9 protein-coding genes are annotated in these 14602 nt (G+C 45.4%); 5 read left to right on the top strand and 4 right to left on the bottom strand.

What is annotated here, in order from left to right; translation table 11 throughout:
- Positions 1 to 8 precede the first annotated feature (8 nt).
- Positions 9 to 2300 (bottom strand): Tex family protein, encoded by a 2292-nt coding sequence (locus ACYFDN_RS11025; protein ID WP_483511117.1) that lies wholly within the window; start codon positions 2298 to 2300, stop codon positions 9 to 11.
- A gap of 277 nt (positions 2301 to 2577) precedes the next feature.
- Here ACYFDN_RS11025 and ACYFDN_RS11020 point away from each other — a divergent pair, with 277 nt between their 5' ends.
- The 4 genes from ACYFDN_RS11020 to metF all read left to right on the top strand — a co-directional run bounded on the left by ACYFDN_RS11020 (position 2578) and on the right by metF (position 7837).
- The gene (locus ACYFDN_RS11020; RefSeq protein WP_483511115.1) at positions 2578 to 4905 is read left to right on the top strand and encodes a glycoside hydrolase family 9 protein; all 2328 of its coding nucleotides are present in this window, start codon (positions 2578 to 2580) and stop codon (positions 4903 to 4905) included.
- A 271-nt stretch (positions 4906 to 5176) separates the two neighbouring features.
- A complete protein-coding gene (locus ACYFDN_RS11015; protein WP_016403475.1) occupies positions 5177 to 6202 on the top strand; it encodes a substrate-binding domain-containing protein in 1026 nt (341 codons plus the stop codon).
- 66 nt (positions 6203 to 6268) lie between these two features.
- Positions 6269 to 6748, top strand: coding sequence for a transcription elongation factor GreB (gene greB, locus ACYFDN_RS11010; protein ID WP_152783402.1), 480 nt, complete (start codon positions 6269 to 6271; stop codon positions 6746 to 6748).
- Positions 6749 to 6934: 186 nt separating this feature from the next.
- Positions 6935 to 7837 (top strand): methylenetetrahydrofolate reductase, encoded by a 903-nt coding sequence (metF, locus tag ACYFDN_RS11005; RefSeq protein ID WP_152783404.1) that lies wholly within the window; start codon positions 6935 to 6937, stop codon positions 7835 to 7837.
- Between the two features lie 254 nt (positions 7838 to 8091).
- Here the strand turns inward: metF and ACYFDN_RS11000 are convergent, their stop codons facing one another.
- From ACYFDN_RS11000 to ppc, 3 genes are all read right to left on the bottom strand, one after another.
- Entirely contained in the window at positions 8092 to 8541 is a 450-nt protein-coding gene (locus tag ACYFDN_RS11000; protein ID WP_483511114.1) for a hypothetical protein, read from the bottom strand.
- 602 nt (positions 8542 to 9143) lie between these two features.
- Positions 9144 to 10397 (bottom strand): hypothetical protein, encoded by a 1254-nt coding sequence (locus tag ACYFDN_RS10995; RefSeq protein ID WP_483511113.1) that lies wholly within the window; start codon positions 10395 to 10397, stop codon positions 9144 to 9146.
- 133 nt (positions 10398 to 10530) lie between these two features.
- Positions 10531 to 13170, bottom strand: a complete 2640-nt coding sequence (ppc, locus tag ACYFDN_RS10990; protein WP_483511111.1) for a phosphoenolpyruvate carboxylase — start codon at positions 13168 to 13170, stop codon at positions 10531 to 10533.
- A gap of 414 nt (positions 13171 to 13584) precedes the next feature.
- Here ppc and argC point away from each other — a divergent pair, with 414 nt between their 5' ends.
- Entirely contained in the window at positions 13585 to 14595 is a 1011-nt protein-coding gene (gene argC / locus ACYFDN_RS10985) for an N-acetyl-gamma-glutamyl-phosphate reductase (protein ID WP_483511109.1), read from the top strand.
- The last annotated feature ends 7 nt before the right edge of the window (positions 14596 to 14602 follow it).

The following is a 14602-nucleotide window of genomic DNA, read 5'->3' as shown; positions in this document are numbered from 1 at the left end:
GCTTACATTTATTTCTTCGCTTTAGCAAAAGCATCTGCAAAGGCGCTATTAATCGGCGCACTAGCTTGCGGCTTTTTGGCCGAATGAGGCTTATTGTGCGTTGGTTTTGTTTTGTTTGTAGGTGGAGTAGAGCGGACGTCTTCATCTAAGCGCATGCTAAGGGCAATGCGTTTACGTTGCACTTCTACTTCCAACACTTTTACCTTAACAATATCGCCGGCTTTAACCACTTGATGAGGATCTTTTACAAAGTGATTGGCTAAGCAGGAGATATGTACCAAACCGTCTTGATGCACGCCAACATCAACAAAAGCACCAAAGTTAGTTACGTTGGTCACAACGCCCTCTAACAGCATGGCTGGCTTTAGATCGCTAATGGTGTTTACACCCTCTTTAAAGGTGGCGGTTGCAAACTCTGGGCGAGGATCGCGACCAGGTTTTTTAAGCTCATCAATAATGTCGGTTACAGTGGGTAGACCAAATTTGTCACTAGTAAATTGTTTCGGATCGAGTTTGCTTAAGCGCTCACCGTTGGCAATCAACTGGCTAACTTCACACTGGCTATGCTCAGCAATGGCCTGTACTACGGGATAAGCCTCGGGGTGAACCGCCGAACTATCTAAAGCATTTTTCGCTTGGTTAATCCGTAAAAAGCCCGCGGCTTGTTCAAAGGCTTTAGGCCCCAAGCGAGCCACTTTTTTGATGGCTGCGCGTGACTTAAACGCACCGTGCTCGTCGCGGTAGGCCACAATGTTTTGCGCTATGGCGGTGTTTAAACCGGCCACAAAACTTAGCAGTGGTGCCGAAGCCATATTTACATCTACACCTACGGCATTTACACAGTCTTCCACTACGCTGTCTAATTGTTGTGATAGTTTGCTTTGGCTCACATCGTGTTGGTATTGGCCAACACCAATCGCTTTGGGCTCAATTTTCACTAACTCGGCTAAGGGATCTTGCAGCCGGCGAGCAATCGACACTGCACCGCGAATCGACACATCCAACTCTGGAAATTCTTGCGCTGCTAACTCAGAGGCAGAATACACCGAGGCACCAGCTTCACTCACCATTACTTTTTGCAAACCTTGCGGTGGCAACATGCCAATGAGATCAGCGGCCAGTTTATCGGTTTCACGTGAGGCGGTGCCGTTACCTACACTAATCAACTTAACTTGGTGCTTAGTCACTAAACTCGCTAATGTTTTAAGCGAGTCTTGCCATTGATTTCGTGGCGCGTGAGGGTAAATGGTGTCGTAGGCAACCAGTTTACCGGTAGCGTCAACCACCGCTACTTTGACCCCGGTGCGCAAACCTGGATCTAGACCTAAGGTGGCTTTAGGCCCTGCAGGGGCCGCCATCAATAGATCATTTAAGTTACGCGAAAACACACTAATTGCTTCGTCTTCGCCATGTTCACGTAGCTGATTGAGCAATTCTGTTTCTAGTTGTAGTTTTAATTTTACTCGCCAGGTCCATTGCACCACGGTCGCTATCCAACGGTCGCTAGCATGCCCTTTAGGGGCTAAAGCAAAATAGTCGCGGATCATTTGCTCGGCAGGGTGGTTTAGCCCGTCCTCTTGCTCAACTTCTACACTTAGGTTAAGTATGCCTTCATTGCGCCCTCGCAATATGGCTAAAGCGCGGTGAGAAGGTATTTTTCCTATGGCTTCGTGGTAGTCAAAATAGTCTTGGAATTTCTGACCATTTTGTTGCTGACCATCGATAATCTCTGCCTTTACCGAGGCATTTTGTTGTAAGAATAAACGAAGCTTAGCGAGCAGCGGGGCTTGCACGGCAAAGCGCTCCATTAGTATGAACTTAGCACCATCTAATACCGCTTTGCTGTCGGTAAAACCTGCTTCGCTATTAATAAAATCTTCGGCTAGGCTTTCTGGGCTGGTATCTGGCTGGCTTAGCAAAAGCTCTGCTAAAGGCTCTATGCCAGCTTCAATGGCAATTTGCCCTTTAGTGCGCCGTTTGGGTTTGTAAGGAAGATAGAGATCCTCTAGTTCTGTTTTACTGCTTGCTGCATTAATGGCTTGTTCTAATTGCGGTGTAAGTTTGTCTTGTTCGGCAATGGATTTGAGTATTGCAATACGGCGTTGCTGCATCTCACGCAAATAAATTAAGCGTTGCTCTAACAAGCGTAATTGCCCGTCATCTAATCCGCCGGTAACTTCTTTACGGTAGCGGGCAATAAAAGGAACCGTTGAACCTTCATCAAGAAGCTTAATGGCGGCACTCACTTGTTGAGCTTGTGCGTTGATATCTGAAGCAATTTGTTGTTCTAAATTTTGCATGGGCTTATGTAATTTTAGAGGCGCTGCTTGCTGCAGCAAAAGAAAGTGCCCTCTATCTTATTCGCTTATTAACTGGCATCAAGCAGAAAAGTTAATATGTGGAATCTTAATAGCGTGAAAACTATTTCACAGCGTGACAAATTTTTCATAAGCACTTCATAGATACGTTTTGTTGCAGGCCCTTGGTCATAGTTATGTGAGCTAAGCCCATCAACAAAACCGACTTGCTGAATTAGAGTGAAGTTAGATTTTAATGCCTCAGTTCAAGGAGAGCGAAATGAGCGCGAGCGACAAGACTCTTATCAATTTTAGTTTAAGCCGTATTAGCCAAAGCATTGTATTGGCAAGTTTAATCAGTGCCCCAGCACTAGCGGCTAGCGATGAAATGCTTAGTAATACTGATTTTAGCAATGGAACCACCGGCTGGTGGTCTAGCGGTGCCGAGTTAGTAGCAAAAGACGGCGAAGCCTGCATGGACATTAAACGTGCCGGCTCTAACCCATGGGATGTAATTTTAGGCCAGCGCGGATTTGGTTTAGAAGAAGGCCAAGACTATGCCATCGACTTTGTGGCGCGCGCCAACAAAGACACGGCCTTTACTGCACTTATCCAGCATAATGGTGCGCCTTATACGCAATACTTTAATCAAGTATTAGAGATTGGCACCGAGCCAAAAGCCTTTAGCTTCAAGTTCACTCAAGATCAAAAGAGTGATGCTAAAACCGAGTTTCAGTTCCAGCTAGGAGCCCAAAAAGAAGCGGTACTGTGTTTTAGCGACATATCGGTGAAAGGTAAATCGTTCGTAATCGTAAACAAAATTCCTAATATTCGTTTAAATCAGATTGGCTTCTATCCTAAATCAGAAAAAATTGCGGTGATTCGCAGCGAAGAACAACAGCCTCGCGTTTGGCGAGTGAAAGATGCCGAAGGCAATCACCTGCTTACTGGTAAAACCAAAATATTTGGGGTGAATGCTGCATCTGGCGAAACAGTGCATCAAGCTGATTTTTCTGCTTTAACCACCAAGCATGAAAACTTGGTGCTAGATGTAGATGGCCAAACTAGCCATCCTTTCAAAATCGCCGACGATATTTACAGTGAGCTGAAACATGATGCCTTAGCTTATTTCTACCAGAACCGAAGCGGTATCGAGATTAAGCCAGAGTTTGTACAACGTCCAAACTTGGCGCGCCCAGCAGGGCATGTGCCAGATGTAGTGAGCTGCTTTAACAAAACCGACGACAAAGGCAACAAGTGGCCAGGTTGTGATTTTGACATGGACCTCACCGGCGGTTGGTATGACGCGGGCGACCACGGTAAGTATGTGGTAAACGGCGGCATTAGTACTTGGACCTTAATGAACCTTTACGAGCGCTCACAGTTTATTGAAGGCGCTAGCGAGCCGTTTGCCGATGGCAAGCAACCGATGCCAGAAGCGGGTAATGGTGTTAACGATTTATTGGATGAAGCGCGCTGGAACATGGAATTCATGCTAGCCATGCAAATCCCAGAAGGCAGCAAAGTATCGGTGCCTGTGGGTAACCAACAAGAAAACATTCGTTCCCTTAAGCTAACCGAAATTGACGCCTCTGGTATGGCGTTCCACAAGGTAGCCGATGAAAAGTGGACCGGTATGCCATTACCGCCGCATAAAGATACTCAAAAGCGTCATGTTGGCCAATCTAGTACTGCCGCAACCTTAAACTTAGCGGCAACAGCTGCACAATGTGCGCGTATTTGGAAAGATATTGATGCAGATTTCTCTGCTCAGTGTTTAACTGCGGCAAACCGTGCTTGGCAAGCTGCCAATAAACACCCAGAAGTATACGCTTACGATAACTTCACTGGCTCTGGCCCTTATGGGGATCTAGAACTAGCTGATGAGTTTTATTGGGCAGCGGCAGAGCTATTTATTACGACAGGTGAATCGAAGTACTTAGAAGCAGCTAAAGCATCTCCTGCATTCTTAGCGGCACCAGTAGGTGATGAAACAGCTAAAGGTGACTTATTCTGGCAAGATTTAAGTTCAGCAGGCACCTTGAGCCTAGCTCTTGTTCCTAGCAAGTTAGATCAAGCAACTCGTGATAAAGCGCGCGCTAAGATTGTTGCTACGGCCGATGCATACAGCTCATTAATGACAAAAGAGGGCTACCACATTCCATACAGCGCAGAGCAGTATCCTTGGGGGTCTAACTCAAACTTAGTGAATCGCGGTATTTTCCTTACCTATGCAAGTGATTACAGTGGCGATAGTAAGTACATGCAAGCTTTGATACATGCCATGGATTACATCTTAGGGCGTAACCCGCTTGATCAGTCATACATCACTGGTTACGGCAGCAACCCGCTTAAGAATCCGCACCACCGTTTTTGGGCGCATCAAGCTGATGCTAATTCACCAAAACCGGCACCAGGTGCATTATCGGGTGGACCAAATTCAATCAGCTTTAGCGACCCAGTTGCGGCAGGTATGAAGGGCGGCTGTGTTGGCCAAACTTGTTTTGCCGATGAAATTGGTGCTTGGACCTTGAACGAAATTACCATCAACTGGAATGCACCTTTGGTATGGGTGACTACAGTGTTGGATGAACACCGTCTCAAGTAAGTAAATCCATAACAATTTAGTATTTTAGGCCGACATTATGTCGGCCTTTATTGCTTCAAAAATTAAGTAATTACTGATACTTGGGTGTAAGCACCAGCAGATTATGTGATCTGTCACGGCGTTCTAACGCTCAATATCATTGAAAACAAGTTCTTGGCTAAGTAGACGGTTATAGTGAGACAGGGAGTTATATCTTTCTAGGTCGCTATCACTATTTAGCAACACCGGGAGAGATATAATGCGAACTAGTGTTAGTTGTCAGAGAATCAATGTGAAAGATAAAAATAAGTTAGAGCAACGCTCAACTGTTTATGATGTCGCTGCGTTGGCTGGGGTTTCACCTAGCACTGTATCTCGGTTTATGAATCAAACCACTTATGTGTCTGATGCAAAACGTAAGCAAATTCAAGCTGCAATGATTGAGCTTGGCTATAAACCTGGCCAGCAAACCGGAGCCAGTGCTAGCAGCCGCACCATGACAATTGGTGTATTGGTGCAAGACCCAGATAGCCCGTTCTATTCATCTATTTTAAATGGAATTGAAGAAGTTCTGCTGGCTCAAGGTTACTCACATATTATTGTAACGGGCCACTGGAATAGCGAAGAAGAAATGGAGTCGATGCAGCTGCTGCTATCGCGCTCGGTGGATGGAATTATCATCGTAACTGGCGGGTTGAGTGACGAACAGGTAGTCGAGTTTTCAAAGAAAAGACCCATCGTTGCTTTAGGCCGTGAGTTAGAAGCAGCCCGCTTACGTTCGATAAAGATTGAAAATTCAGTGGGCGCTTACATGGCCACCAATCATCTTATTCAATTGGGCCACCGCGAGATTGTTCATATTAAAGGGGCCGAGGGGCATCCCGACGCTCAGCAACGTTATGAAGGTTATTGCCAGGCTATGGAGCATGCAGGTTTGCCTGTGAAGCTGCAGCTGGTTGAGCAGGGCGACTTTACCGAGCAAGGCGGTTTTGATGCGGTGCAGCGTTTGTTAACCAACAAGCGTCAGTTTAGTGCTATTTTTGCTTCTAATGATTTAACCGCACATGGCGCAATGTTGGCTTTATACAAAGCAAAGCGACCAGTGCCAGAGCGGGTTTCGGTGATTGGATTTGATGATGTGCCTGGCTCGGCGTTTTTCATTCCGCCGCTAACTACAGTGCGCCAACCCATATTTGATACCGGTTATGCTGCCGCCTTAACCATTTTAGACATGCTAAATGGTGGTGCTAGCAATAACTTCCGTATTCCTCCAGTTGAATTGGTGAAACGAGAAACCACCCAAGCACATATCCTCTAGTTAAAGCTTGCGAGTTTGCTGCCTAAGTCGTTTATAATCGGCTTAGGCAGACTTAACTACGTAGCTATGAAAACCAATTTAATCACTCGCCCTGGCTGGCATAAGCTCGATGAAGAATTAAAGTACTTGTGGAAGGTTAAACGCCCTCAAGTAACTCAAGCAGTATCCGAAGCCGCAGCACTGGGTGATCGCTCAGAAAATGCGGAATACAAAGAAGGTAAGCGAGAGCTTCGCCGCATCGATTCTCGACTAAGGTTCTTAACCAAGCGTTTAGATGCCCTAGAAATTGTTGACCATCACCCCCAACAAAACGGCAAAGTATTTTTTGGCGCATGGGTCGAGCTGGAAAATGATGAAGGCGATATCGTGCGCTACCGCATTGTTGGCACCGATGAAATAGACCCAAAGCTGGGTTACATAACTATCGACTCTCCCATGGCACGAGCGCTTATCGGTAAGCAAGTAGACGATGATGTGTTTGTAAAAACGCCCTCTGGCACTAAAGAGTGGTGGATTAATCTTATTCAATACACTCCTTTCGAGTAGCGGAGCTAATTCTGTTAGCTAACTATTCGTCTTAATGCATATTTAACCAGCAGTTAGCGGCTAAAACCCCCATGTTGAAAATAATTCATCTAAAGCTATGTTTAAGATGAATAGCGTTGACTTAAATAATCTTCTCTTTAGTATCTAGCAGTATAGACGTCTAAGTGTCTTTAACGGAGAAGGTCAATGGGATTTCACAACGCGCAACAAATCGAAACACTCAATCAAAGCTTAAGTGAGCTTAACCGCGATATTAACGTGTCCTTTGAGTTCTTCCCGCCAACCACCGAGACCATGGAGCAAACTTTGTGGTCGTCTATCGAGCGTTTGCAAACCTTAAAGCCTAAGTTTGTATCAGTAACCTATGGCGCAAACTCCGGTACTCGAGATCGCACTCACAAGGTGATTAAAGCAATTAAAGACCGCACAGGCTTAGCGGCTGCACCGCATTTAACCTGCATCGACTCAACGCCCGATGAGTTGCGCCAAATTGCTCGCGATTACTGGAACAGCGGAATTAAAGACATTGTGGCACTACGAGGTGATTTACCAGAAGGTTCCGCCAAGCCGCAAATGTACGCCAGCGATTTGGTTGCTTTGTTAAAAGAAGAAGCTGATTTTGATATCTCGGTAGCGGCTTATCCAGAGATTCACCCAGAAGCAAAAAGTGCCCAAGCCGATTTGTTGGCCTTAAAGCGTAAAATGGATGCCGGTGCCAACCGCGCCATTACCCAGTTCTTTTTTGATGTAGAAAGCTACCTGCGCTTTCGTGACCGCTGTGCAGCCATTGGCATTGAAGGGGAAATCGTACCCGGTATTTTGCCAGTATCTAACTACAATACCCTGAAAAAGTTCGCCTCTTTTGCCAATGTAAAAGTGCCAAAATGGTTACACAATCAGTTTGCTGGCTTAGAGCATGACCAAACTACTCGAAACCTAGTAGGCGCCAGTGTGGCCATTGAAATGGTTAAAGTATTATCGCGCGAAGGAGTGAAAGACTTTCACTTTTATACACTTAACCGCTCGGAGTTATCTTACGCTATTTGCCACACTTTAGGTGTTCGCCCAGCGGAAGCAGTGCCTGCTTAGTGACGAATACAGCTGAGAGATAAAAAGCCTAGCAATGCTAGGCTTTTTTGTATCGGGGAGGGCGGTTATAACAGTAGATTATCTTCAAACAAACTATTGGACAGATCTGCGTTACGGTGTTCTGCCCATCAGCACGGAGCTGGACATAAAAGGGTCAAACGAAGAATGATGACTAACTTTTGAGCCAAAAACCGTGCTTCAGATAAACATCATCATCGACATTTTTGCTGGTGATGATGTTTACTTAATTGTATTTAATTCTCACAAATTGAGACTTTATCTCCTGACAGGAATAGTTCTATTGTTGTCTTATCTTTCGAGTTGTAAACTGGTAGTTGGTAAACGGTAATTTCCGTTTGCACCTCATTGTTCCCTTGCAACTCAATCATCCTTTCGTACCAACTATTTAGGTTAACCTCTCTCCTTACTGCAATTTGATAATGGTGGTCAGATAACTGACTGACTTCAACTGTTTTAGACTCATCAGAGCTAATAAAAGCATCGCCAATAGGGAGTAACGTCGAATGGTTAACCTGGTAGCATTGTGCATATTCATCAATTAGTAATTGAAAAACTTCAGTAACGCTTAAATTAACTTTAAATGTCAGCGGCGGATATTTAGAATTTCTAAATTCTTCTGCGGTTTCTGGTGGCATCCCACAGCCGCCAAGCAAGGCAACAAAAAGCATTGAAATAATTCTCATGATTTCACTCTAAAAAATAAACAAGTTAGTTTTGACTTTATACTTATACATTAGCCACCACCAACAACAACTACAGTAATGATAAATCCAACATTGTAGAGTGCAAGGTTTTATAGAGGCAGGCATTCATTTACACGTTTAAATGGCAGTGTTTATACACTTGATAAGCTAATTAAATTAAATAAAGATAAGTAGGTAAAAGCTTTAACATGCAATGGCATTTTCTAGCTAACTTCGGGGCAAGAGCGTTTCACAAACTTGATAGCCAAGATTGTGCTTTTCAATCCCATTATCTTCGCCGAGTAGCGCAAATGAACAAGGGAGCAGAGTTGAAGTCTGTTTGAGCGTAGCGAGTTGCGCAGGCGCGCTTGCCACTGAGCAACGAAGGATAAAGATAATGCAGGGCGAGTTTTCTTTTTGCTTCGTTTTTCTTTGCTCGTCAAAGAAAAATGACGTCGCCGCAGGCGAAAGCTTTTGCTCTATAGCTAACACATAAAGGAGCAGCAATGAGTTTGACTCTAGATACCATATCGTGAACTAGAAGTTGAAAGCTCAAGCTTACGGTAAATGTAAACGAACTAACCACATGGCCACGACCCCAGTTACATCAACAGTGCATTGACCCCAGAGCATATTAGCCACATGATTAGGGCGTAGTACCAGTTGTTTTTAAGTATCTGCCGAGTCGAAAATTGGTAGCGGCCAATCATGGTTAGGCCTACGCCAGATAGCGGGCTGCTGCCGGTGGATATTGCCCAAGAACTTAAGAATAGAAAACCTAGCTGACTAGGCTCTGGATTAAGCGGCAATAACAAAGGGCTGGCTAAAGAAATGCTAATAACTGGGTGAATACCAAACATGCAGGCCACGATCATCATTGCTAACACTACTGCAAAGGTTTGATGATTAAAGCTTACGTTGTGCAGGCTTAAGGTTTCTGGATAGGCCAGCAACAAGGCTTTAATACCCGCCGAGAATACCCCAGCAGCTAAAAACAACACGTATTGGCTGCCAACGTTAGATAAGCGATGGCTAACAAAGTTTCTGGCAATGAGCACTTTTGAGTTCCCTTTGGCAAAACTTAAGGCTGCAAGAGGTGCTAGGCAGGTAATCATCAAAATAATGCTGAAATCGGGGAAGGCGAAATGCAAAGCTATCACGCTGGTGGCTAGCACAAAGGGAATGGTTAAGCTTTCTCGACGCAAGGGGTAACCAGCAAAACTGTCTTTCTCTCTTAGTGATACTTCGGCAGTGGTAAAGGCCAAGGCAATCAGCGCCATTAAAGCGCCCGGTAGCAGCACATCTAGCCATTGCATACCGGGGGCGTAAGTAATGGAAACCGCAGTGGCAATAAAAAACGGAGACCACCAGGCTGCGGCACAAAAACAGCGCATTAATACTTTTTGTTGGGCATTAGTTAAAGCTTGCTGTTTGGCCAAACGGTCACCGACAATGAATACAATCGATAGATTGATTACCGCACCCAGCAGGTTCATGCCTAGGGCGGTTGAGGCAATGCTACGCTTGCCAATAGGTAAAGGGTCTTGTTGATTCTCTGGATTGGCTAAGGCGAGAAAAGATACCGCGCTAAACATCGCCAGCAAGGGAAGGTTTATTGAGAGTATGTCGGAGGCTCTTAGCAAGGTATTTTGTTTGGCTGCAATTAATAGCAATACGATGCCAATGCTTAACAAACAGCCCGCCTGAATGCGAATGGCTTTGCTAAGCTGAGGCAAATACAGCAAGGCGGCAGCCCAGGTTACTGCGGTGGCTAAACCAATGCCAATTACGCCAAAGGCATACAGTAAGTAAAGTAGCAGCGAGGCAAGAAATAACCACCCTTTGTATTGTTGCATTGAAGACATCCTAGCTATCAATGAGCCAACGCTGCCAAGCAGCAAAAGTACCCTGTAAAGTAAGCTATTAGCTTAGCCTAAGAACAAACAACCCCGCATAAAGCGGGGTTGCTACGGTTAAATATGTGTGTATTTAACCGGTGTTACGCATACCCGCAGCGATACCGGCAATGCTTACCATTAAGGCTTGATCAACTACTGGGCAAAGTTCTTCGTTAGCGCGAGAACGATTTAGCAGCTCAACCTGTAATACATGCAAAGGATCGATGTAAGGGTTACGCAGATTAAGTGATTCAACCACCCAGGCTTGATTAGCCAATAGCTTGTTGTCTGGTGCTAGCGAAACAATGGCCGCTTTAGCGCCTTCTAACTTAACCCGAAGCTTTTCACCTAGCTCCTGTAGCTCTGGCTCCACTAAGCGCTCGTCGTAGATTTTTGATAGCCAAGTATCGGCTTTCATAAATACCATTTCTAGCATTGCTAAGCGGTTATCAAAGAATGGCCACGCGCGCATTTCGGTTAGCAGCTCGCTTTTACCTTCTTTAATTAAACCTTCGAATGCCGCACCGCTACCTAACCAAGCTGGCAGCAATAGGCGGTTTTGGCTCCATGAGAAAATCCATGGGATAGCACGTAAGCTTTCTACACCACCGTCTGAGCGACGCTTGGCTGGGCGGCTGCCCAATGGCAGTTTAGCTAACTCGCGCTCTGGAGTAGCCGAGCGGAAGTAAGGCACAAACTCTTCTTCACCCCAAACAATGCCACGGTAGGCTTCACAAGAGGTTTCGGCAATTTGGTCCATCACTTCGCGCCATTCGTCTTTTGGCTCCATGGGTGGAATCAAGTTCGCTTCTAATACTGCGCTGGCGTAGAGGTTTAGGCTATCCATGGCAACTTTAGGTAGGCCGAACTTAAAGCGGATCATTTCGCCCTGCTCAGTTACCCGTAAGCCACCTTTTAGTGAGCCTGGAGGTTGTGATAACAAGGCTGCGTGAGCCGGCGCACCACCACGACCAATTGTACCGCCACGACCGTGGAACAAGGTTAAGCTGATTTGATGGCCTTCACAGATAGATACTAGCGCTTCTTGAGCGCGGTATTGCGCCCACGATGCGGCTAATACACCGGCATCTTTAGCAGAATCTGAGTAGCCAATCATTACATGTTGTTGGCCAGAGATGTAACCGCGGTACCAATCAACTGATAGCAGTTTGCTCATGGTAGCTGGCGCATTGTTCAAATCGTCTAGGGTTTCGAACAAAGGCGCAACCGGCAAGCGGAACGGACAACCAGCTTCTTGCAGTAGCAGTTGCACGGCTAATACGTCAGATGGCTCACTCGCCATAGAGATAATGTAAATGCCTAATGCTTCGCGCTCTTGCTTGGCGATAATGGCACACGTGTCTAGTACTTCTTGTACCGATTCACTTGGCTCCCAATCACGTGGGAACAACGGGCGTTTAGAGTTTAACTCTTGCAGTAAGAAGTGCTGTTTATCGGTTTCGTTCCAATGTGCATAGTCACCCATGCCTAAGTAACGAGTGATTTCTGAGAACACTTCTTCGTGGCGGCCACTGTCTTGGCGAATATCCAAACGTAGTAAGTTGATGCCAAAACAGGCAATACGACGCAGTAGATCTAGCAAGGTGCCGTCGGCGATGATGCCCATGCCGCAGTCTTGTAGCGAGTAGTAACAAAGCTCAAGTGGCTCACGTAGCTGCTCGGTATTGGTGATAATATCGCGCGCTTCGGTGTACTGGCCTTTTAGCTTGGCTGTAAGGTAGTCGTGAGTTTCTTGCAGCTCGCTGCGCAATACTTTTAATAAGGCGCGGTAAGGTTCGTTTTGGTCACCAGTTTGCTCAAGCAGCGCTTCGTTAGCATCGCTCATCGACAATTCGCTAACCAAGGTTTGAATTTCTTTTAAGTAAAGGTCAACGGCAACCCAGCGGCTAGACAACAATACTTCTTCGGTTACTTTAGAAGTAACAAATGGGTTACCGTCACGGTCGCCTCCCATCCAAGATGAGAACACTACTGGCGCAGCATCTAAAGCCATGCGCATATCGAAGTGCTGGCCAAGTTTTTTGTCTAACTGGCGCACAAAGTCTGGCACGGCTTGCCATAGTGAGTTTTCAATTACCGCAAAACCCCATTTAGCTTCATCTACTGGAGTAGGGCGCTGCTGGCGAATTTCGTCGGTGTGCCATGCTTGGTTGATTAGCTGTTCTAAGCGGCTTAGCAGTTGGCTGCGCTCTTGGTCTGGTAAGTCGAGTTCTAACCAATCTAAACAGTTATTAATGGCAACGTGTTTGTTGATTAGGGTACGGCGGGTCACCTCGGTTGGGTGCGCGGTAAGTACCAGCTCAATATTTAGCTGTGCCACTGCATGGTGGATCTCTGCTTCACTTAAGTTTTCTTGCTTTAGTTTATTGAAAACTTGGACGATAGGATCTTGGGCACAGGTACTGCCTTCGCAGTTACGTGAAATGGTGTGGAATTGCTCGGCGATATTTGCCAAGTTTAGGAATTGGCTAAAGGCGCGGGTTACCGGCAATAGCTCGTCATCACTTAGGTTACGCAATAGCTCCAATAACTGCTCGCGCGCCTCATCATCGTTATTACGTGAGGCCTTAGCTAGCTGGCGTATGGTTTCTACTTTCTCTAGAAACGCTTCTCCCATATGGCTCTTGATCGTGTTACCAAGTAGTTGTCCGAGTAGACTCACATTTCCTCGTAACGAGGCGTTAATCTCCTGAGGCATATTCTGGCTCATTGTCTTTCCTTCACTGTTTGCGTTTGCTAGCGATTATTGAAATTTTTTTACTAAATCACCCTAGTCCTAGGGCAAAAACATACCTAAGACCGAGCATATAGTCAAAATACCTGTAATTAAATTACAAATAACGCTGTTTCCTTTGCTTAGGATCAAGCGGCTATTTATAGATTGTTACTCATATTTTAATAAGGGCAACTTTGTTTGGCTTACTTTTTAACCTATATGCGTAAATTTAACAATAAATAAAAATTCATTTTTATTGCATAAAGAATTGCCTGTGGTATTCTCCGTTTATATTAAAGACAGCTAGTTTTTTTTGAGCTGACAAGCGTGACATTTTGTTCATTTGGTCAGTAAAATGCAGCTCAATAAATAACACTATGCCATAAGATTTCAAGGGAACAAGAAACGATGTTAAAGGCAGCGATTGTTGGTGCAAGTGGATACACCGGAGCAGAGTTGGCAGGCTATGTAAGTCGCCATTCAGATTTAGAACTTGCCGGGTTGTATGTTTCAGAGCGAAGTGTAGACGCAGGCAAGGCGCTATCTACTCTGCACGGCAAATTACGCGGTGTGGTTGACGCTCCAGTGCAACCGTTAATTGTGGCTGATATCGCCAAAAACTTTGCTAATATTGATATTGTTTTGTTAGCCACTGCTCACGAAGTAAGCCATGATTTAGCCGAAGCATTTTTAAATGCAGGTTGTCAGGTCTTCGATTTGTCTGGTGCCTTCCGTGTTCAAAGCGCAGAGTTTTACGAAAAATTCTACGGTTTTACTCATCAGTTCCCCGAGTTATTAGAAAAAGCGGTATACGGTTTAGCTGAATGGAATGCCGAGAAAATTAAGCAAACGGATTTAGTCGCTGTAGCAGGTTGTTACCCAACTGCATCATTAACCGCGCTTAAGCCATTAGTTGAAGCTGGGTTGGTTGAGTCAAGCAACAAAGCGGTAATTAATGCTACTAGTGGCGTAAGTGGTGCAGGGCGCAAAGCCTCGTTAACTAGCTCATTCTGCGAAGTAAGCCTAGCGCCTTATGGGGTGTTTAATCACCGCCACCAACCAGAAATTGCTGCCCACTTAGGTCACCCAGTGATCTTCACTCCACATTTGGGTAACTTTAAACGCGGTATTTTAGCCACCATTAATGTGGTGCTAAAAGCAGGCACCACTGAAGAGCAAGTAAATGCGGCTTATCAGCAAGCGTATGCAGGCCAAAACATTGTGCGCATATTGGAAGGTGAGTGGCCTTCTATTGCCAAAGTAGAAAACACACCGTTTATTGATGTGGCTTGGCAACAACAAGGTGAAGACTTAATTGTGGTATCAGCTGAAGATAACCTATTAAAAGGTGCAGCTAGCCAAGCTATCCAGTGTTTGAATATTCGTAATGGCTTTGCCCTTACTGAGTCGCTGGTTTAGGAGCAGG

The sequence above is a fragment of the Agarivorans sp. D1326 genome (assembly GCF_056958115.1).
The sequence above is the reverse complement of the archived record's forward strand: the minus strand, read 5'-3'. Positions and strand labels throughout refer to the sequence as shown.

What these genes read in the sequence shown, in the direction of transcription:
- argC (WP_483511109.1), top strand. Translation starts at nt 13,585, where the DNA reads ATGTTAAAGGCAGCGATTGTTGGTGCAAGTGGATACACCGGAGCAGAG.
- ACYFDN_RS11020 (WP_483511115.1), top strand. Translation starts at nt 2,578, where the DNA reads ATGAGCGCGAGCGACAAGACTCTTATCAATTTTAGTTTAAGCCGTATT.
- ACYFDN_RS10995 (WP_483511113.1), bottom strand. Translation starts at nt 10,397, where the DNA reads ATGCAACAATACAAAGGGTGGTTATTTCTTGCCTCGCTGCTACTTTAC.
- ACYFDN_RS11000 (WP_483511114.1), bottom strand. Translation starts at nt 8,541, where the DNA reads ATGAGAATTATTTCAATGCTTTTTGTTGCCTTGCTTGGCGGCTGTGGG.
- metF (WP_152783404.1), top strand. Translation starts at nt 6,935, where the DNA reads ATGGGATTTCACAACGCGCAACAAATCGAAACACTCAATCAAAGCTTA.
- ACYFDN_RS11025 (WP_483511117.1), bottom strand. Translation starts at nt 2,300, where the DNA reads ATGCAAAATTTAGAACAACAAATTGCTTCAGATATCAACGCACAAGCT.
- ppc (WP_483511111.1), bottom strand. Translation starts at nt 13,170, where the DNA reads ATGAGCCAGAATATGCCTCAGGAGATTAACGCCTCGTTACGAGGAAAT.
- greB (WP_152783402.1), top strand. Translation starts at nt 6,269, where the DNA reads ATGAAAACCAATTTAATCACTCGCCCTGGCTGGCATAAGCTCGATGAA.